The 20,012-nt window shown below is 63.5% G+C and carries 19 protein-coding genes; 11 read left to right on the plus strand and 8 right to left on the minus strand.

Annotated elements, in window-relative coordinates; genetic code table 11:
* Nucleotides 1-91: 91 nt before the first annotated feature.
* The 5 genes from P9230_RS03120 (at nucleotide 92) to P9230_RS03140 (ending at nucleotide 4,113) form a co-directional block, all read left to right on the plus strand.
* Nucleotides 92-874: a formyl transferase gene (locus P9230_RS03120; protein WP_095825679.1), complete on the plus strand. Its 783-nt coding sequence runs from the start codon at nucleotides 92-94 to the stop codon at nucleotides 872-874.
* 135 nt (nucleotides 875-1,009) lie between these two features.
* Nucleotides 1,010-1,312: a virulence factor gene (locus tag P9230_RS03125; protein ID WP_066999671.1), complete on the plus strand. Its 303-nt coding sequence runs from the start codon at nucleotides 1,010-1,012 to the stop codon at nucleotides 1,310-1,312.
* Nucleotides 1,305-1,904, plus strand: coding sequence for a methylenetetrahydrofolate reductase C-terminal domain-containing protein (locus P9230_RS03130; protein ID WP_066999668.1), 600 nt, complete (start codon nucleotides 1,305-1,307; stop codon nucleotides 1,902-1,904). Before P9230_RS03125 ends, P9230_RS03130 begins: the two co-directional genes overlap by 8 nt.
* Nucleotides 1,901-2,995 carry a methylenetetrahydrofolate reductase gene (locus tag P9230_RS03135; protein ID WP_278117400.1) on the plus strand — a complete coding sequence of 365 codons (1,095 nt, stop codon included), beginning with the start codon at nucleotides 1,901-1,903 and terminating at the stop codon, nucleotides 2,993-2,995. Before P9230_RS03130 ends, P9230_RS03135 begins: the two co-directional genes overlap by 4 nt.
* A gap of 140 nt (nucleotides 2,996-3,135) precedes the next feature.
* Entirely contained in the window at nucleotides 3,136-4,113 is a 978-nt protein-coding gene (locus P9230_RS03140) for a methyltetrahydrofolate cobalamin methyltransferase (protein ID WP_278117401.1), read from the plus strand.
* A 79-nt stretch (nucleotides 4,114-4,192) separates the two neighbouring features.
* On the opposite strand, the gene P9230_RS03145 is transcribed toward P9230_RS03140, so the two are convergent.
* Nucleotides 4,193-4,435 carry a hypothetical protein gene (locus P9230_RS03145; RefSeq protein WP_245299687.1) on the minus strand — a complete coding sequence of 81 codons (243 nt, stop codon included), beginning with the start codon at nucleotides 4,433-4,435 and terminating at the stop codon, nucleotides 4,193-4,195.
* A gap of 89 nt (nucleotides 4,436-4,524) precedes the next feature.
* On the opposite strand from P9230_RS03145, the gene P9230_RS03150 reads away from it, so the two are divergent.
* From P9230_RS03150 to P9230_RS03160, 3 genes are all read left to right on the plus strand, one after another.
* A complete protein-coding gene (locus P9230_RS03150) occupies nucleotides 4,525-6,594 on the plus strand; it encodes an ASKHA domain-containing protein (RefSeq protein WP_095801948.1) in 2,070 nt (689 codons plus the stop codon).
* 185 nt (nucleotides 6,595-6,779) lie between these two features.
* Nucleotides 6,780-6,965, plus strand: a complete 186-nt coding sequence (locus P9230_RS03155) for a hypothetical protein (protein ID WP_067329623.1) — start codon at nucleotides 6,780-6,782, stop codon at nucleotides 6,963-6,965.
* Between the two features lie 231 nt (nucleotides 6,966-7,196).
* Entirely contained in the window at nucleotides 7,197-8,156 is a 960-nt protein-coding gene (locus P9230_RS03160) for an alpha/beta hydrolase (protein ID WP_278117402.1), read from the plus strand.
* A 1-nt stretch (nucleotide 8,157) separates the two neighbouring features.
* Here the strand turns inward: P9230_RS03160 and P9230_RS03165 are convergent, their stop codons facing one another.
* Nucleotides 8,158-9,057 carry a LysR substrate-binding domain-containing protein gene (locus P9230_RS03165; RefSeq protein ID WP_066999645.1) on the minus strand — a complete coding sequence of 300 codons (900 nt, stop codon included), beginning with the start codon at nucleotides 9,055-9,057 and terminating at the stop codon, nucleotides 8,158-8,160.
* A gap of 220 nt (nucleotides 9,058-9,277) precedes the next feature.
* Here P9230_RS03165 and P9230_RS03170 point away from each other — a divergent pair, with 220 nt between their 5' ends.
* Nucleotides 9,278-9,463, plus strand: coding sequence for a hypothetical protein (locus tag P9230_RS03170; protein WP_066999640.1), 186 nt, complete (start codon nucleotides 9,278-9,280; stop codon nucleotides 9,461-9,463).
* A gap of 253 nt (nucleotides 9,464-9,716) precedes the next feature.
* On the opposite strand, the gene P9230_RS03175 is transcribed toward P9230_RS03170, so the two are convergent.
* Nucleotides 9,717-9,983 (minus strand): hypothetical protein, encoded by a 267-nt coding sequence (locus P9230_RS03175; protein WP_164747539.1) that lies wholly within the window; start codon nucleotides 9,981-9,983, stop codon nucleotides 9,717-9,719.
* A 225-nt stretch (nucleotides 9,984-10,208) separates the two neighbouring features.
* Between P9230_RS03175 and P9230_RS03180 the strand changes: the two genes are divergently transcribed.
* The gene (locus tag P9230_RS03180) at nucleotides 10,209-11,210 is read left to right on the plus strand and encodes a GlxA family transcriptional regulator (RefSeq protein WP_127325395.1); all 1,002 of its coding nucleotides are present in this window, start codon (nucleotides 10,209-10,211) and stop codon (nucleotides 11,208-11,210) included.
* A gap of 150 nt (nucleotides 11,211-11,360) precedes the next feature.
* Here the strand turns inward: P9230_RS03180 and P9230_RS03185 are convergent, their stop codons facing one another.
* The 5 genes from P9230_RS03185 to P9230_RS03205 all read right to left on the minus strand — a co-directional run bounded on the left by P9230_RS03185 (nucleotide 11,361) and on the right by P9230_RS03205 (nucleotide 18,535).
* Nucleotides 11,361-11,702 (minus strand): peptidase inhibitor family I36 protein, encoded by a 342-nt coding sequence (locus P9230_RS03185; protein WP_067000849.1) that lies wholly within the window; start codon nucleotides 11,700-11,702, stop codon nucleotides 11,361-11,363.
* Between the two features lie 114 nt (nucleotides 11,703-11,816).
* Nucleotides 11,817-12,665, minus strand: coding sequence for a DUF1194 domain-containing protein (locus P9230_RS03190; RefSeq protein ID WP_278117405.1), 849 nt, complete (start codon nucleotides 12,663-12,665; stop codon nucleotides 11,817-11,819).
* Between the two features lie 92 nt (nucleotides 12,666-12,757).
* Nucleotides 12,758-15,319: an FAD-dependent oxidoreductase gene (locus P9230_RS03195; protein WP_127847189.1), complete on the minus strand. Its 2,562-nt coding sequence runs from the start codon at nucleotides 15,317-15,319 to the stop codon at nucleotides 12,758-12,760.
* Between the two features lie 320 nt (nucleotides 15,320-15,639).
* A complete protein-coding gene (locus P9230_RS03200) occupies nucleotides 15,640-15,903 on the minus strand; it encodes a hypothetical protein (RefSeq protein WP_066999629.1) in 264 nt (87 codons plus the stop codon).
* A 142-nt stretch (nucleotides 15,904-16,045) separates the two neighbouring features.
* Nucleotides 16,046-18,535, minus strand: coding sequence for a mechanosensitive ion channel family protein (locus tag P9230_RS03205; protein WP_095801953.1), 2,490 nt, complete (start codon nucleotides 18,533-18,535; stop codon nucleotides 16,046-16,048).
* Nucleotides 18,536-18,740: 205 nt separating this feature from the next.
* Here P9230_RS03205 and P9230_RS03210 point away from each other — a divergent pair, with 205 nt between their 5' ends.
* Entirely contained in the window at nucleotides 18,741-20,000 is a 1,260-nt protein-coding gene (locus tag P9230_RS03210; protein ID WP_278117407.1) for a sarcosine oxidase subunit beta, read from the plus strand.
* Nucleotides 20,001-20,012: the final 12 nt, after the last annotated feature.

The raw sequence follows: 20,012 nt of genomic DNA on the forward strand, positions 1-20,012 counted from the left end.
TTTCGGACCAGGATCATGCGCGACCATTGGCTCACTAAGGGTTAACCCGCTCTCCCTAGCATGCGCCCGACTTTGAGAGCGGGTGCTTGCCATGGCAACGTCGGAATCCGGTCCGCGGCGGACTGTTGTCGTCACCGAAGGCGGTCCGCATATCTGGGCAATCGTTAACGCCATCGCCGATCGCGTCGGCCCTGTGAGTGTCATCCTCGAAACCCCTGAATCAAAAAAGCGTTTGCTGCTCGGCCGCGCCCGCCGCCAGGGCTGGATCTCGGCCATCGGCCAGCTCGGCACGATGGTGCTGACCAGGCTTGGCAAGCGGTTCTTTGCCGGCCATGCTGCACGGCTGATTGCCGAGGAAAAGCTCGAGACAGAACCTCGCCCGACCCAGACGATCATCCATGTGCCTTCCGCCAACGGTCCGGAATGCCTTCAGGCGATTGAGAAGATCGGGCCGGGCGTCGTGCTCCTCGCCGGCTGCCGGCTGCTGTCGAGGAATATGCTCGCGAAGATGCCTTGCCCGGTGCTCAACTATCACGCCGGCATTGCCCCGAAATATCGTGGCATGAATGGCGGCTACTGGGCGCTGGCCTCCGGTGATCGAGGGAATTTCGGCACCACTGTGCATCTGGTCGATGCCGGCGTCGACACCGGCGGAGTGCTGAAGCAGGCGCGCGGCAAGTCGAAACGCGGCGACACCATCGCCAGCTACGCGCTGCGGCAGGCGGCATTTTCCCGCGACATCTGCGTCCAGGCAGTGGCCGAGGCGCTGGCGGGAAAACTTACGACGATCGATCCCGGCCTGCCCTCGAAACAGTGGTTTCACCCGACGATTTGGTCCTACCTCTGGACCGGCCTGACGAAGCGCGTCTGGTAATCTGCCGGCGTCGGAAATTCAGCACTCGCTTTGCGTCATCGCCAGCGTCGCTTTTGAAGGCGCGCGCGTCGTCCCATAACAAGCGGCACAAGGGCGCATGCGGCAATGCTCCCAACATCGAGGAGTTGAGAATTCATGGCCGATCTGATCGTCGTCTATTGGCGCGATATCCCTGCGCAGGTCATCGTCAAGAAAGGCCGGCAGAACGCCAAGCGCGAGCTGCCGCTGCGCTTCACCGAGGCGATCGACATGTGCGCCATGCGCACGGGCGCCGGCGGCACCGACGATTACCTCGCCGAATGGCGTAAGGCCGATCCGGTTCCGGTCGGCGACGACATCGAAGCCGAGGTCGAGAAGGCCTACCAGGAACTCGATACGAAATATGACCGCGAGCGGCTGGTCGCTCTGGTCAAGGCTGGCGGGAAAGAAAATGTCTGAGAAGCAGCCGGCGGTCACCCAGGCCACCCTGGTCAAGAAGGCGGCGCCGAAGTCCGACTACAAGCCTGCGGACGTGTCGCCGCAACGCCGCGTTCAGCGCACTTTTGCCGTGAGGTTGTGGTCCATCCGCCATTCGCGACTGCTCGAATGGTTTTATGGCAGGTTCGCCGATGTCTTCCTGCTCTTGCATCCTTTGTGGAAGGGCATCGGCTACGGCCGCGTCGAAGCGCCGGTGAAATTCGTCGAGAAACGCGTCAAGGGCTTCATGTTCGACTGCCGCATGTGCGGCCAGTGCGTGCTCTCCTCCACCGGCATGTCGTGCCCGATGAACTGCCCGAAGCAGCTGCGCAACGGCCCCTGCGGCGGCGTGCGCGCCAACGGCAATTGCGAGGTCGAGCCGGACATGCCCTGCGTCTGGGTCAAGGCCTGGGAAGGCTCCCGCAACATGAAGCATGGCGACAAAATCCTCACCGTGCAGAAGCCGGTCGATCAGTCGCTGCGCGAAACCTCGGCCTGGCTCAGGGTGACCGCGCAGGCGGCCGCGGCGCGTGAAGCCGCCCAGAACCCGCAGAACCCCGGAGCTTCAGCATGAGCATCCGCCACCAGCGCGACGAGAACCCGGCCGGCGTTCACCTGCCGCTCGATCCCCTGCCCGGCCATTCGTCGCGCGGCCGGCTGGAGCGCGTGCTGCGCCGCGGCGAGTTCGCGGTGACGACCGAGCTCAACCCGCCCGACAGCGCCGACCCTGAAGACGTCTACAACCGAGCCAAGATCTTCGACGGTTGGGTCGACGCCATCAACGCGGTCGACGCCTCCGGCGCCAACTGCCACATGTCGTCGGTCGGCATCTGCGCGCTTTTGACCCGCATGGGCTACGCCCCGATCATGCAGATCGCGTGCCGCGACAAGAACCGCATCGCCATTCAGGGCGACGTGCTGGGCGGGGCGGCAATGGGCGTCGCCAACATGCTCTGCCTCACCGGCGACGGCGTGCAGGCCGGCGATCAGCCGGGCGCCAAGCCGGTCTTCGACCTCGATTCCATGTCGCTGCTCGAAACCATCCGCATCATGCGCGACAACGGCAAGTTCCTGTCCGGCCGCAAGCTGACGACGCCGCCGCAGATCTTCCTCGGTGCTGCCGTAAACCCCTTCGCGCCGCCTTACGATTTCCGTCCCATCCATCTCGGCAAGAAGATCGCCGCCGGCGCGCAATTCGTGCAGACGCAATATTGCTTCGATGTGCCGATGTTCCGAACCTTCATGCAAAAGGCGCGCGACCTCGGCCACACCGAAAAAGTCTTCATCCTGTGCGGCGTCGGGCCGCTCGCCTCTGCCAAGACCGCCAAATGGATCCGCTCCAACGTGCCGGGCATCCATATCCCCGATGCGGTGATCAAGCGGCTCGAAGGCGCGCAGGACCAGAAGAAGGAAGGCAAGCAGCTCTGCATCGACATCATCAACGAGGTGAAGGAAATTGCGGGCGTCGCCGGCGTCCATGTGATGGCCTACCGCCAGGAAGAGTATGTCGCCGAGATCGTCGATGAATCCGGCGTGCTGAAAGGCCGCCAGCCCTGGAAACGGGAGATCCGCCGCGACGACCAGATCGTGGCCGAGCGGCTCGACCACATACTGCACGACGAGATTACCGAAACCCAGGTCGACATGGTGAAGACCGCGCATTGATGTATGTCGCCCAAAGTGGGAACCGGTTTGGGACAACGACATACATGAACTTAAAATCCAACGCGCGGCCGGCACCCGTCCGCTTGAACAAGACCAGATAACGATATAAAGAACTCTTTATATCCCGACGGAGAGATTGCATGACCCGCACCATCGTCGCCTCGGCGACCCGAGAAATCGTCATCGGCTTCGATCAGCCCTTCTGCGTGATCGGCGAGCGCATCAACCCGACGGGCCGCAAGAAGCTGGCCGCCGAGATGGTGGCCGGCAACTTCGAGACCGTCATCAAGGATGCGCTGGAACAGGCCGCCTGCGGCGCCACCATGCTCGACGTCAATGCCGGCGTCACCGCCGTCGACCCCAATGCGACCGAGCCGGCGCTTTTGGTGCAGACGCTGGAGATCGTGCAGAACTTGGTCGATCTGCCGCTGTCTATCGACTCTTCGGTGACCGCCGCGATCGAGGCGGCGCTGAAGGTCGCCAAGGGGCGCCCGCTGGTCAACTCCGTCACCGGGGAGGAAGAGAAGCTCGAAGCCATCCTGCCGCTGGTCAAGAAATACAACGTTCCGGTCGTCGCCATCTCCAATGACGAGACCGGCATCTCGATGAATCCGGACGTCCGCTTCGCGGTCGCCAAGAAGATCGTCGAGCGCTGCGCCGATCACGGCATTCCCGCGCATGACGTCGTCGTCGATCCGCTGGTGATGCCGATCGGCGCGCTGGGCGATGCCGGCCGCCAGGTGTTCGCACTGCTGCGCCGGCTGCGCGAGGAACTCAAGGTCAACACCACTTGCGGCCTTTCCAACATCTCGTTTGGCCTGCCGCATCGCCACGGCATCAACGCCGCCTTCATCCCGATGGTGATCGGCGCCGGCATGACGAGCGCCATCATGAACCCGGTCCGCCCGCAGGAGATGGAGGCCGTGCGCGGCGCCAACGTGCTGAACGGCACCGACGAGAACTGCACCAACTGGATCCGCACCTACAAGGACTACAAGCCGGCCGAAGGCGGCCATGCGGTCGCGTCTCCGGTCGCGGTCACCGCCCCCGGCGATGGCGCCGCCGCTGCCGGCGGGCGTCGCCGCGGCGGTCGTGAAGCCCGCATGGCCAGGGGGTAAGCGCGCAATCGTGAGCCGCATTGCAAACAGCCCTGATCCGGTCGCATCGTCGATGCGGTCGGAGAAGTCTGCTTTGCGGTCAGGCGACGCCCAATATGGCGTCGAACAACGCCATTCCAGCCCAGGATCCGAAGATGCCTGTGCCGCCGCCGACGATGACATCATCGTCGTAGGCGGGCCAGAATGCGTGGAGCAGGAGCGCTCCGACGATCGCGCCGAGAATTCCGGAGGCCAGATATTGCGGATTGCGCAGCCATGGGCCTTTGAGCACGCGCACCATGGTGAAAGCGGTGAAGATGGCGGGCAGCAGAATATCCGACATGTTTGGCCCCTGGACCAACGTACACTCCACCCAACAGTAAAACGATCCGTTAAACGGTATCGGCAATTGCCATCGAGACGCGTGCCAGCATGAATCCCCCGCCCAACATCACCGATCCGCTTGTGCTGTTCATGCCGTCAGGCAAGCGCGGGCGGTTTCCCGTTGGCACGCCGGTGCTGGACGCCGCGCGCCAGCTCGGCGTCTATGTCGAGAGCGTGTGCGGCGGCCGCGCCACTTGCGGGCGCTGCCAGATCGAGGTGCAGGAAGGCAATTTCGCCAAGCACAAGATCGTCTCTGCCAACGACCACATCTCGCCCAAGGGCGCCAAGGAAGAGCGCTACGAGCGCGTGCGCGGCCTGCCCGAGCGCCGCCGCCTCTCCTGCTCAGCGCAGGTACTCGGCGACCTCGTCATTGACGTGCCGCAGGACACGGTCATCAACGCCCAGACCATCCGCAAGGCAGCCGACACTAGGGTGATCGCTCGCGATACGGCAATCCGCATGTGCTATGTCGAGATTGAAGAGCCCGACATGCACAAGCCGCTCGGCGACCTCGACCGACTCAAGATCGCCTTGATGAAGGACTGGGGGTTCAAGAATGTCGAGTTCGACTTCTATCTCATGCCGCAGGTGCAGGGCATTCTGCGCAAGGGCAATTGGACCGCCACCGCCGCCATCCACAAGGATGCGGACAGCGACATCGCGCGCGTCATCGCGCTGTGGCCGGGCCTGAAGAACGAGGCCTACGGGCTCGCCTGCGACATCGGCTCGACGACCATTGCCATGCATCTCGTGTCGCTGCTGTCGGGCCGCGTCGCCGCCTCTTCCGGCACCTCCAATCCGCAGATCCGCTTCGGCGAGGATCTGATGAGCCGCGTCTCCTACGTGATGATGAACCCGGACGGCCGCGAGGGCATGACGGTCGCCGTGCGCGAGGCCGTTTCCGGCCTGGTCGACAAGGTCTGTGCGGAAGGCAATGTCCAGCGCAACGACATCCTCGACGCGGTGTTCGTCGGCAATCCGATAATGCATCATCTGTTTCTCGGCATCGATCCGACCGAGCTCGGTGGCGCGCCGTTCGCGCTCGCCGTTTCCGGCGCCGTGCGCATCAAGGCCTCCGATCTCGGCTTGAAACTGAACCAGGGCGCGCGCCTTTATATGCTCCCTTGTATCGCCGGCCATGTCGGCGCCGACGCAGCCGCGGTCACGCTCTCCGAGGGTCCGCACCGCCAGGACGAGATGATGCTGATCGTCGACGTCGGCACCAATGCTGAGATCGTGCTCGGCAACAGCACGCGCGTCGTTGCGGCCTCCTCTCCCACCGGCCCGGCCTTCGAGGGCGCCGAGATTTCCGGCGGCCAGCGCGCGGCGCCCGGCGCCATCGAGCGCGTGCGCATCGATCCCGACACGCTTGAGCCGCGCTACCGGGTCATCGGTTCGGAACTCTGGTCGGATCAGCCGGGCTTTGCCGAAAGCGTGCAGGCGACCGGCGTCACCGGCATTTGCGGCTCCGGCATCATCGAAGTGGTGGCCGAGATGTATCTCGCCGGTATCATCTCCGAGGACGGCGTCGTCGACGGATCGCTTGGCGCGCGCTCGCCGCGCATCGTCGCCAACGGCCGCACCTTCTCCTATGTGCTGAAGGACGGCGAGCCGAAGATCACCATCACCCAGAACGACGTGCGCGCCATCCAGCTCGCCAAGGCGGCGCTCTACGCCGGCACCAAGCTATTGATGGAAAAGCAGCACACCGACCATGTCGACCGCATCCATTTCGCCGGTGCCTTCGGTTCTTTCATCGACCCGAAATACGCCATGGTGCTGGGGCTCATTCCCGATTGCGATCTCGACAAAGTCTCGGCCGTCGGCAACGCCGCCGGCGCCGGCGCGCGCATGGCGCTCCTCAATCGCGGCTACCGCCGTGAGATCGAGGAGACGGTGAGCAGGATCGAAAAGATCGAAACCGCTCTGGAGCCAAAATTCCAGGAGCACTTCGTCTACGCCATGGCGCTGCCGAACAAGGTCGACCCTTTCCCGAAGCTCGCGGCCGCAGTGAAGCTGCCGCCGCGCAAGACGGTCGGCGAGGACGGCGCCGCAGGCGACGCCACCCCGCGCCGGCGCTCGCGCGAAGAACGGGCGGCGCGGCGTGGGCGCGAATAGGTCCCCTTCGCCCGACGCCTCTCTTTAGTTCGTATGCATGCAAATGTTTCCGGATCCATCGATCCGGAAACCGGAACGCTGTTTTCGTGAAATCCGCCGGAAACATGCCGGGCGCATTTAGCCCGCCATCGAAGGGCTGGCGCGAAATGTCTTCGAGCTGGCGCGACCTTCCGGAGGAACCCACTATGTCGATGTTCGATAACCTCGGCCGCTTCGGCGTGACCATCAGGCAGGCTCATGCCCGGAGCAAGGCGATCCGCGCGCTCAACGACCTGCCCGTGCATGTCCAGAAGGATATCGGCTGGCCGGCTTCGCCGCCGAGCGACCCGCAGGCAGCCCTGCACGCGCTGCTCCTGGGAACCGCCCGCTGATGACCTTCGCCGACAAATGTAAGCTGCTCGGCAAGCGCCGAGGCCGGCAAGCGGCCTCGGCGATCGGCGACAACAAGTTGCGCGCCGCGCTGCTGCCAGGGCGCCGTTGACGCGACCGCCGTCGCATCACGCCGATGTGCCCGCTGCGAACCTTGACATTTTCAACCTAACTACAATCTTCGCATAGCAGGGGGAATTTCTCTTAGTCGGCTCGACCGATCCGTGTTCCGTATGCCCAGTTTGAAAAGCCACGTCGTTTCGTTCATTCTCAGGCACAGCCGCAAGAAGGCCTTTTCCAGTCCCGAGAATCTGCAGCGCTGGATCGCCTACGCCCGCAAGACCGAAGACTATCATCCGCCGGCTCTTCTGAAGGCGCGGCTGGATATCGCCGAGACCAGCGTCGATGGTTTCCCCGTCTATGAGATCGCACCGAAATCGGGCGAGCGCCGGCGTATCCTCTATTTGCATGGCGGCGCCTTCGTCTTTCAGATCACGTCCTATCACTGGGTGCTGATTGCCGAGATGGCGGAGCGGCTGGGCTTCGGCATCACCGTGCCGATCTATCCGATCGCGCCGGAGTACAATTTCCATGACATGTTCGGCATGGTCGGCGACGTATACCGGCGCATGCTGCAAGAGACCAATGCCGAGAACATCGTCTTCATGGGCGATTCCGCCGGCGGCAACATGGCAGTCGTGCTCACCATGATGGCCGCCGAGGAAGGCCTGCCCTCGCCGGCGCGCCACGTGCTAATCTCGCCCGGCCTCGATATGTCCTTGTCCAATCCGGAAGTGTTCGAAGCCGAACGCAACGACCCCTGGCTGGGCATCCCCGGCGGGCTCGAGGCGATCCGGCTCTACAGCGCCGGCATCGACCGCTCCGACTGGCACATCAGCCCGCTCTACGGCGATCTCTCGGTGCTGCCGAAGACGCTGCTGCTCACCGGCTCGCGCGACCTGCTCAGCCCCGACAATCTGAACTTCGCCGAACGGGCGCGCGCCGCAGGAATCGAGGTCGAGGTCGTCTACGAGGAAGGCATGTTCCACGTCTGGCCGCTGATCGATATGCCGGAAGCGCGGCGCGCACGTGACAGCATCGTCGACTTCCTCACAGCCGAGATCCTACCGCAGCGAGCCCATGCATCACGCGGAACCACTTATGCGGCGCGACCTGCGCCGGCGGCCGAATAGCTCAGAACTTGCCGGTTTCCCGGAACAGTTCGAAGGTCGCGCGGATGTGGTCGGCAACCGCCTTCACCGGCGCGCTGGCATCGGGTGCCACCACCATGGCGAGATTGTAGGTGCCGATATCGGGCATGCCGTCCTTCGCGCCCAGCGAAACCATCTCGTCGCCGAGGAAGGACTTCGGCAGCGGCGCGACGGCAAGGTCGGCCATGATGGCGGCGCGCTGGCCGGCGGTATGAGCGCTCATATAGGCGATGCGGTAGTTGCGGCCTTCCCGGCCGAGCGCTTCCAGGGCGCCGGCCCGCCAGGCGCAGCCTTCTTCCCAAAGCGAAACCGGCAGCGGTTCGCGCAGATGCGCGCAGCCGCCCTTGGCGCCGGCCCAGACGATCGGCTCGGTTAGCAGCACCTCGGCGCCGACCGCGCTGGTCTTGTAGGAATTGGTGAGCAACGTGATGTCGAGCGCACGGTCGTCCATGCGGCGGCGCAGATTGACGCTCTGGTCGATGGTGACGTCGACGGCGATCGACGGATGCGATTGCGCGAAGCGCTTCAACACGTGGGGCAGCACGCGCTCGCCATAGTCGTCCGGGGAGCCAAGCCTGACCACACCGACAATGTCGGGAATGATGAACTTCGACACCACTTCGCGGTTGATCGACAAAAGCCGCCGGGCATAGCCGAGAAGCATCTCGCCGTCCGTGGTCAGCGTCACCGAGCGCGCGTCGCGCGCGAAGACGGAACGGCCGAGAATGTCTTCGAGCTTCTTGATCTGCATGGAGACGGCCGAGGGGGTGCGGAAGACCGCATTCGCGGCGGTGGTGAAGCTGCCGGTCTCGGCGATCGCCACGAAGGTGCGCAGCACGTCGAGATCGAGCAGCGGCAAAGGATGGTTGAGTGGGGCGTTCATCGGAGCTTGCCTTCAATTTTTCTGATGCAAGTGATCATTCCATTTCGTTTGATTGAACATCACTTCGAGCGCATAGTCAACTCGATCGATGCAGGATGCTGCCAAAAGCAGCCATCGAACGACCATGATACAGGCCTGCACTCGACATGAAATGAAGCTGAAACAGACCTGACGTAACCAATTGCCGGGCGCCTCCCTGCCCGAATCGAGGAGAAAGAAAATGTCTATCCTGTCGTCTATCGGTCGGCTCGCGACCGAATTCAGTGCCGCCCGCGCTCGCTACCAGACCGAACGCGCAATCCATGCGCTGCCGATCGAACTGCAGAAGGATATCGGCTGGCCGGAAGCCGCCGATGCCAAGACTGGACTGCGCTACGGCGTGGGAACCTGGGCCGGAGCCAAGTAAATAAGTGTGCATCACGTGCTAAGGGCCTGCCGCGTGTCAGACCGGCAGGCCCTTTTGTTTGTACTCAAATGACTTTTCCAGCCATGCGGCCGTCGCATGACGCATATGAAGCACTCGCATAGCGACGTCCGTTTCGAATAAAGCGCTGTAACTAATAGTAAATTTCGAGCGCAGAGCTCAAAAAAGTCGCATGGGATGTCGGTTTTCATAACAAGCGCTTCGTTTTTGCGATTTAGTTTTGGCTGGAGCAGGCCTATATCACCGCCAGCAAAAACGAGCTGCCCCACTCCATCAAGCGAAGGCGACCCGTCTGAGCAACCAAATGGAGATGATGATGAAGCTCTTTGCCCGCCTGTTCCCCCGTCGCGAAATGAACCTGACGACCGCTCTTGAGCGTCAGCGTCTTGCCAAGACCATGCCCGGCCAGACCGGCGCCATGGCTGCCGCTCGCCTCGGCTTCGTTGCCTGACACAGCAGTTTCGAACGGCACCTGGTTGCCGTCGCGCTGAGTGAAATTCAACGTCGCCCGGCTCCGCCGTGGCGGCGTTTTTCTTCTGACGGCGCATTCGTTGGAACCTGAAGTAGCAACCTTCAGTCTCGCGCCATCGACGATTGCCCGTTTGCGACCCGTGTCGCAAATTTAATCGTCGCTTAGCCGTCTAGCCGATTGACAGGAATGATTTTTCCTGATGTCGCTATGCTATTAGCGACATTCTGTTCGCGTCATGGCCGCGTGAGGTTTCCCGTGAATGCCGTCAAGCACCCGATCAAGAGATCGTTTGTGTTCTTCCTCATCCCCGACTTCACCATGATCGCCTTCGCAACGGCGCTCGACCCGCTCCGCTCGGCCAACCGGATGCTCGGCTACGAGGCCTATAGCTGGCGCCTGGCCAGTATCGACGGCAAGCCCGTGCGCGCGTCGAACGGCGTCGAATGCGCCGTCAACACCTCGCTCGAGGAAGAGCGCAAGAAGATGGCCGGGCCGGACCGCCCGAACATGGCGATCGTTTGCAGCGGCATGAATGTCGAGCGCTATCATAACAAGTCGGCCTTCGCCTGGCTGCGCGAGGAATACAACCGCGGCGTCGCCGTGGGCGGCCTGTGCACCGGCGCGCACATCCTGGCGGCCGCGGGCCTGCTCTCCAACAAGCGCTGCGCCATCCATTGGGAAAACCTGCCGGGCTTCTCGGAGGCCTTTCCCAAGGCCAACGTCTTCGCCGACCTCTTCGAGATCGACCAGAATGTCTACACCTGCGCAGGCGGCACCGCGGCGCTCGACATGATGCTGAAGCTGATCGGCGACGACTTCGACGAAAGCCTCGTCAACCGCGTCTGCGAGCAGGTGCTGACCGACCGCGTGCGCAGCCCGACGGATCGCCAGCGCCTGCCGCTGCGCGCCCGTCTCGGTGTGCAGAATTCCAAGGTGCTGACCATCATTGAATTGATGGAGGCGAACCTCTCCGAGCCGCTGTCGCTGATCGAGATCGCCGACCACGTCGATCTGTCGCGCCGGCAGATCGAGCGCCTCTTCCGCACCGAGATGGGCCGCTCGCCTGCCCGCTACTATCTCGAGATCCGGCTCGACCGCGCCAGGCATTTGCTCATCCAGTCGTCGCTGCCCGTGGTGGAAGTGGCTGTCGCCTGCGGTTTCGTCTCGGCCTCGCACTTCTCCAAATGCTACCGCGAGCTCTATGCCCGCTCGCCGCAGCAGGAGCGCGTCGACCGCAAGCAGTTGCTGGCCGCCTAAGCGACAAGGCTACGAAAACCTGCGCGGACTGCGTGTGCGCGGTCCGTATCGCCTCGATGCGGATTGTCCTCGGTCAACTTCGCCTTCAGCGCCGAGAATTCCGGGCTGGTTTTCAGCCTGGCGTTATGACCGCTCACCGGTTTGACGACCTCAATATCGGTCGCAATAGCACTCCGCGGACGAGATGCGGTCGTTCCAGCCGGAACCTCCGAAATCGCGGACCCTGCGATTGAGCTCGATCGAGCGGCCGCGCCTTCCTGCATTCTCATAGGCGACAAGCGTGCAGCCCCGCCGCACCAGCACCGAGGAAACGCGGTCGTTCCAGAAGCCGCCCCGGAAATTGACGGCGTCGTCAGGACCCATTGCAAGCGAGCGCCCGCGGAAGTTCGCATTCTCGAACAGCACGCAGGCGGCCTCGCCGTAAAATTGGGCGCTGGCGCTTCCGGCAAATATTGTCGACGCAAGCGCCGCCAGGATGACCAAACGTTTCATGCAATATTTCCTCATTTCATCGCGTTGCGCGATGGCGCGGGCCCGATCACATTTTGCCATTGTGCTACACGAGGAAGCAAGTCCGAACCCCGCTCCGGCGGAGCTTGCCGACCGTCACCGGCTATCCATCATCCAGCCGCGGTTGCGCCACATCTTCTCACCGGCCAGGCAATCGGCGGCCGGCCTGTCGTCGGCAAGCACGACCGGCGGGTGAGCCGCCTCTTCTGCCGCCCATTGCCGCGAGGCCGGGCCGGCGAGCTCGAGCACCAGCTTGCGGCGGATCGCTTCCGGGAATTGCGTCCAGTCGTTGACCGGGATCATGAAGGCGCCCGGCCCGCCGATCACGCAGTCGCTGTAGTAGCGGTCGAGATTGGCGACGTCGAAGGCGCCGCCGTACCCGCCCCTTGTCATCAGCGGCAGTCCGTTGATGGTGATGCCCTGCCTCACCACCTCGTCGCGCGTGATGTCGACCGGCGCGCCCTGGTTGTTGGGTCCGTCGCCCGAAACGTCGATGACGCGCTTGGTCCCCTGAAAGCCGCTTTCGGCGAAAAGGTCGCTGCCGAAGGCCAGCGCGCCGGAGATCGAAGTACGTCGCGCGCTGTCCGGCGGACGTGCGTTCATCTGCGCAACGACCCGTTCGGCGTCGGCGCGATTGGCAATCGCTGTCCACGGTACGACGACCCGCTGCCATCTAGTGCCGGCCCACTCGACATAGGTGACCGCGATCTTGCCGTGGACGCCGTCGGCGATAGCCTTGAGCACGTTGTCATCCGTCAGTGCCGCCGCATAGCCACGGCGCTGGATCTCGAGTTCGGCCGGCGACATGGAGAGCGAAACATCGACTGCGAGCACCAGCTCGACATCGACCGGCTCTATCGCACTCGATCGCGCGGGCAGGCCGAGGAGCAGCGCCAGCGCGGCGGCGCCGGAAAGCCAATGCCTTGTTCGGCCCAAAGCGGACATGACGCAACGGTAAGCGATAATCGCGCATGAACAAAGCAAAAAGGCCCGGCGTCGACCGGGCCTTCCACCAATCCGGACGAACGCGCGCTCGCTTAGCTGCGCGGCTTGAGATTCTCCGGGTCGTAAAGCGGCTTGTAGCCGACGCCGGCCACCTCGACCGGATAGGTCTCGCCGAAATACTCCACCTGCAGCTTGCGACCTTCCTGGCAGTAGGCCCAGGGCAGATAGGCGAGCGCGATGTTCTTGCCGATGGTCGGGCCGTAGGCGACCGACGTGGTGAAGGAGCGCCGGCCGAGCTCGTCGACCAGCGTCTCGCCGGTCGCGGGATCCTGCACCGGCATGATGCCGACCGGATAGCGCGCGACGCCCTTGGAATCGGTGTTCTCGGTCATCACCAGCGTGCAGAGCATAGCCGGCTGATGCTCGCGGGCGCGATATTCCAGGTGCTTGGCCTTGCCGCAGAAGTCGTTCTCCTTGACCTTCGGGCGGGCAAGATCTGCCTCGAGCAGATTGTATTCGGTCAAGAGGTCGGCGTTCTGCAGCCGCAGGCTCTTCTCCATGCGGCGCGTGTTGGCGTAGGTCTCTACGCCGAACGGCATGACACCGGTCGAGCGCAGCGCGTCCCAGACGGCGAGCCCGTCCTCATAGCGCATATGCAGTTCCCAGCCCTGCTCGCCGACATAGGAGATGCGGAAGGCCGTGACGTCCTTTCCGCCGATCCTGATCGGCTTGATCGCCGCGAACGGGAAATTGTCCGGCGTCAGCCCGTTCGGGTCCTCGACCACCTTCTGCAGCGTCGTGCGCGCATTCGGTCCCCAGATGCCGATGGTGACGTATTTTTCGGTGACATCGGTGACAGTGACATCGAAACCTTTGTCCTGCGCGGTGCGCTGCATGTAGCGGAAGTCGCGCGGCCCGGCGTCGGCGCCGTCGATCACGCGGCAGCGATCGGCCATGCGGATCACGGTGAAGTCGGCGCGCACCATGCCTTCCTCGTCGAGGAAGTGGGTGTAGATGCCCTTGCCAATATTGTTGTCGCCGCCGATCTTGGCCGCGCACAGCCATTCCAGCAGCGCGACATGGTCCGGCCCTTCCACGTCGTACATCGAAAAATGCGAGAGGTTGACGATGCCGCAATCCTCGCTCATCGCCAGATGCTCGGCATTGGAGACGCGCCAGAAATGGCGGTTGTCCCACTCATTCTCGCGCACCGGGACGCGGTTGGCGTATTTTTCCAGGAGATGCTCGTTGGCGGCATAGCCATGGGCGCGCTCCCAGCCGCCCAGCTCCATGAAGTAGCCGCCGAGTTCCTTCTCGCGCTCCCAGAACGGCGAGCGGCGGATGTTGCGGCCCTTGGAGAACGGCTCGCGCGGATGCACCGCCGGATTGTAGACCTTCATCGCCGTCTCGGTGCAGCGATCCCAGATGAACTCTTCTTTCGTCTGGTGCGGGTAGAAGCGCGCATAGTCGATGGCGTGATGATCGATCGCGGTGCGGCCGTCGGTCATCCAGTCGGCGATCAGCTTGCCCATACCCGGGCCGTCCTTGACCCAGATGGCGACGGCGTACCAGAGGCCCCTGACCTTCTGGCTTTCGCCCATCGAAGGCCCTCCATCGGTCGTCACCTGCAGCAGCCCGTTGAAGGAATGGCCTTCATTGTAGCCGAGCTCGCCGAGGATCGGCGTCAGTTCCATGGCGCGCTCCAGCGGCGCCATGATCTGCTCCATGTCGAGGTCGCGCTGCGAGGGCGAGAGCCGCGCCTGGTCTTTTTCCAGCAGGTCGCGCGGATGGCAAAGGCGCGGATTGGTCTCCTCGTAATAGCCCCATTCGATCTGCCCGCCCTCCGCGGTCTTGGGATCCCCGGTGTCGCGCATATAGGCCGAGTTGCCCTGGTCGCGCAGCAGCGGCCAGCCGATCTCCTTGCCGGTGCCGGCGAACTCGTTATACGGGCCGAAGAAGGTCAGCGGGTGGTCGATCGGCATGACCGGCAGGTCTTCGCCGACCAGTGCCGCGGTCAGCCGGCCCCAGATGCCGGTGCAGACGACCACATAATCGGCTTCGATCGTGCCGCGCTCGGTCGCGACGCCCTTGATGCGGCCGTTCTCGACGATCAGGTCCTTGGCCGAGGTGTTGGCGAAAGCCTGGAGTTTGCCGGAAGCGACACCCTGGTCGACGAGCTTGCCGGCCACCGTCTGCGAGCGCGGGATGACGAGACCGGCGTCGGGGTCCCACAACCCGCCCTGCACAAGATGCTCCTCGATCAGCGGGAACTTCTGCTTGATCTCGGCCGGCTCGATCAGGCGCGCGCGGGTGCCGAATGCCTTGGCGGAAGCAATCTTGCGCTTGATCTCGTCCATGCGGCCGTCGTCGCCGACGCGCGCGACTTCGAGGCCGCCGATGCGCGCGTAATGCCCCATCTTCTCGTAGAAATCGATGGAATAGAGCGTCGTCCAGCAGGAGAGAAAATCGTGGCTGGTCGTGTAGCAGAAGTCCGAGGCATGCGCGGTTGAGCCGATATCGGTTGGGATGCCGGACTTGTCGATGCCCACGATGTCGTCCCAGCCGCGCTCGATTAGGTGATGGGCGACCGACGCGCCGACAATACCGCCAAGACCGACGATGACGACCTTCGCCTTTTTCGGAAACTCTGCCATGCCCGCGACTCCAAAGTGCTAAAGCGGGCGCGCCGGCGCCCGTACGAATTGCGCCACAATATGCAGAGGACGCGGATTGAGCTACCGCCTGTTTGCGACACGTCGCGGATGCCGCGCGACCCGGCGCGCCAGCTCGGCTCCACATGCGATTTCGCTCAGGCGAAAGCCCCGAAGTCCTCGGCCTGGAAGCCGACCTGGCAGCTGGCAGTCTTGAGCTTAACCACGACGGGAACACTTCCGGCGTTATCGTTAAGCAGCGGCTACCGGAACGATAAAAGGCCGGACAAACGCCCAGCCTTGCCGATCATTTCAAGGAGTTCTTACTTGATCCGCGCGACGCCGCCGGAGATCTCGACCGTTTCCGAACCGGTCAGCGCTTCGAGATCACCATTGGGCAGAGTGACGAAGCAGCCATTCGGGCAGAACTCCACCGTCTCGCCGGCGGCCAGCGCCAGCTCGGTCTTGCCGCCGCCTTCGGTCACGATCAACGTCCGCGTCTGGGCGTCCTTGTTGACCGCGCTGGCGGCAAAAGCCGAACCGCTAAGGGCCAGGAAAGCGACGGCGGCAACGACAGACTTCCACATTGCAATTCCGGTGTTTCCACACCGCCTCTGTTCAATTTCGCAAGGCATTCTCGCACTTTGCGTGAGAGCTTATATGAGATGGAACGTGAACCGCAACTGAATGCCGCATTCATGCCACAATCGGCTTCGGCGGCCGCCAAAGCTAGTCGGGGTCGGGCTTGCGGCCTCTTCTCTTGGTTTTAGCCAGACGCGCCTGCTCGGCCGCGGCCTCCGCTTCCAGCCGCTCGCGTTCGGCGAATTCGGCCTCGATCTTGTCGTCGTCGATCGGCCATGGCTCATGCTTCTTGCTCTCGACCACGGCGCGGGGCGCCGACGGGATCTCGATGTGCTCGTCTTCGAAGATGTCGAAGATCGCGAATCGGATGTCGTTCTGGACGATGCTGCCGTTCAACACGTCGGCCACGAACACGCGGATCTCGAATTCCAGTGCAGCCGGGCCGAAATTGGCAAACAGCACAAAGGGCTCGGGGTTCTTGAGCACCATCGGATGGGCGCGGGCAATGCCGAGCAGGACGGCGTGGACGCGCTTGACGTCGCTGCCATAGGCGACGCCCACCTTGATGTCGACGCGGCCAAGCTTGTTGCGGTGCGTCCAGTTGCCGACCGCATTGTTGATGAGGTTCGAGTTCGGCAGGATCACCGACTGGCGCTGGAACGTCTCGATCTCGGTGGCGCGCACGCTTATCTTTCTGACCGTGCCGCTGATGTCGCCGGCGACGATCCAGTCCCCGACTTTGAACGGTCGCTCGGCAAGCAGGATCAGCCCGGAGACGAAGTTCGAGACGACGTTCTGCAAGCCGAAGCCGATACCCAGCGAAAGTGCGCCGGCGACCAGCGCCAGATTGGAAAGATCGATGCCCGCCGCCGATATGCCGACCAGCGCTGCAAGCGCGACGCCGGCATAGCCAACCGCCAGCCGGATCGAATTGCGCACGCCGGTGTCGACCTTGCCGCGCGCCATGACCGAGCCGTCGAGCCAACCCTGGAACCAACGCGTGAGAAAATAGCCGATGGCGAAAACGACGATGCCGGTGAGGATGCCGAGCACCGAGATGGTCACCGACCCGATGGTCACGCCCGTTGCGAGCTTAAAGGCCCAGGTTTCGATATCGCCGGGCTGGAAGCCCCACATCAAGAGGATCAGCGGCAGGAACACCAGCACGATCATCAGGTTGATGGCGATGCTGACCACCAGGCCGAGCTGGTCGAGCGCGGTGTCCTCATAGCTGGAATTGGCTGACAGCCAGCGCCCGACCGAAGTGTCGGCGAAGCCGCCCTCCTCGCCGATCGCCCGCGCCGACAGAAAGCCGATATAGGCGGTGATCAGCGTGGTGCCGGTGACGACGACCTGAATAGAGACGAAAAGCGCAAGACCGATATAGCCGAGCAGTGCCGCGGCGATTGTGGAGACGCCGAGCCCGATGGCAATGAAGCGAAGCCAGGCCGGCCACGGGCGCCACGAGCCGTCCTTCGCCCTGAAAGGCTTCAGCACTCCCATCAGGATCAGGATGACGCCCACGATGACGGTGGCAACGAAGCTTCTGGCGATTGTCAGCGAAAGCGGCGAGCCCATCTTCTCGTTGACGACGGACAGGAAGTAGTTGAAGCCGAGGACCACGGCCATGGCGGTGGCCAGCCGCACCAGCCAACGCGCCGGTCCGGTTGCGACTGGAATAAGCCGCCAGTTCGGCAGCCGCGGCTCAAGGGCGGCATTGGTCAGCCGGTTGACGCAGAAAGCCACCGCAACGACCGAGAGCAGCGCGTTGAGGAATTCGCCGATGTCGCCGCGCAGGACGTTGTAATAGTTGAAGAAGAACACGGTCGAGGCGAGGAACGCGCCGAGCGCCACGGTCGGCAGCAGCGTCGACCAGAACGCCACCGAAAGCCGGCTGAGGTACGACGGCTCTTCGACCGAAGGATCGGCCTCGAAGATGCGGCCGAAGAGACGCCTGCCCCCGATCAGCAGCACGGCCGCCAGCGCCAGCGCCATCAGCGTCGCCGCAAGCATCGCCTGGAACTTGAACTTCAATGCGAAGGTGAGCCAGGACGCCACCGCCTTATAGAGGCCGGTGAACTGGTCGTGCGCGTCGGAAAAGGCCTGCGGGCTCAGCGCATCGCTCAACTCGTAGCGTTTCGTCAGAACGCTGCGGAAAAGCTGACTGCGTAGCGTGGCGATCCTGTCGACCAGCCCGCTGATGCGGATGGACAGGTTCTGCGCGCTGGCGACCACGGCATTGATCTCGGCCTTCTCGGCCGTAAGCGCCGCGCGCTCGTTGGCGACGATCGCCGGCTCCGGCGGCTGCCCCTGGGCCGGCGGCGGCCCTAATACCGCGATGCGCGCGTTGATGTCGTTGAGGCGTGAACGGAACGCGAGCGCGCTGTTCAGCGCCGCCCGTGAAATATCCTCGAGCTGCAAGCGGATATCGACAAGGCCGGCGTCGTCCTGGTCTGGGGCGCTTAACTTCTTCTCCAGTCCGTCGGTCTTGGCCGTCAGATCCTGGATGGCCTTGGTCTGGTCGGCGATGAGCTGCGTGGAGCCCTGGCCGATCGCCTGCGCCATCGCGCCGGGCGAGGGCTGCGCCGCGACGGCGACAATGGCGATCAGGATCAGGCGGAGCAGTCGGAAAATCATGACGTGACGGGCGACTCACGGCCGAAAAATCTTCGAAAATCCTGCCTTTGATAAAGACCGGCCTATCAGGCGGCAAGACGTCTCCATCCGCGGGCCTCGGCGCGGATCGAAGTCGGCCTGTCGAAAAGCGATGGCGCAATCTTGGCTTTGCGCTTCTCGCCTGCTCTATAGTCTGCCGGCTCGCACCAAAAGGACGACAGGAAGAATGGCGGAATACTCAGCCTTTTCGCTGCTCAAGAACGCGCTCAACGGCAACCAGGACTGGAAACCGGCCTGGCGCAAGCCGGACCCCCAGGCGTCCTATGATGTGATCGTCATCGGTGGCGGCGGCCATGGGCTCTCGACCGCCTATTACCTCGCCAAGGAGCACGGCATCACCAATGTTGCGGTGCTGGAAAAAGGCTGGCTGGGCTCGGGCAATGTCGGCCGCAACACCACGGCGGTGCGCTCCAACTATCTTTTGCCGCAGAACACCCGCTTCTACGAACATTCGATGAAGCTGTGGGAGAACCTGTCGCATGACCTGAACTACAACGTCATGTTCTCCCAGCGGGGCTGCCTGAACCTCGCGCACACGCCGGCTCAGCTCGACGACTACGCAAGGCGCGGCAATGCCATGCGTCATCTCGGCGTCGACGCCGAACTGATGAGCGTCAAAGAGATCAAGCGCCTTGTTCCGGCCCTGGACGTTTCGGGCTCGGCGCGATTTCCAATCCTTGGCGGGCTGATGCAGCCGCGTGCCGGAACCGCGCGCCACGACGCCGTCGCCTGGGGCTATGCGCGCGGCGCCGACCGGCGCGGCGTCGACATCATCGAGAATTGCGAGGTCACCGGCTTCCTGCGCGACGGCGACCGCATCACCGGTGTGACGACGACGCGCGGCGATATCCGCGCCAAGAAGGTGGCGCTTGCGGTGGCCGGCAGCACTGGCCAAGTCATGCAGCTTGCCGGCATTTCGCATATGCCGATCGAAAGCCACGTTCTGCAGGCCTTCGTCTCGGAATCGCTGAAGCCGATCATCGGCACCGTTCTCACCTTCGGCATGGGCCACTTCTACATCTCGCAATCCGACAAGGGCGGCCTCGTCTATGGCGGGGACCTCGACGGCTACAACAGCTATGCCCAGCGCGGCAGCCTGCCCGTCGTCGACGAGGTGATGAGCGAGATGCTGGCACTCTTCCCGGGCCTGGCGCGGGTGCGCATGCTGCGCTCCTGGGGCGGGCTTTGTGACATGACGATGGACGGTTCGCCGATCATCACCACCGGCCCGCTGCCCGGCATGTATCTCAATTGCGGCTGGTGTTATGGCGGCTTCAAGGCAACGCCAGCCTCAGGATGGTGCTTTGCCTGGACCATCGCCAAGGACGAGCCGCACGAGTTCAACGCGCCCTTCACGCTCGACCGTTTCTATCGCGGCCTCATCATCGACGACAAAGGCCAGGGCGCGACGCCGCGGCTGCATTAGGTTTCGAATCAT

Source organism: Mesorhizobium sp. WSM4887 (assembly GCF_029625865.1).
GTDB lineage: Bacteria > Pseudomonadota > Alphaproteobacteria > Rhizobiales > Rhizobiaceae > Mesorhizobium.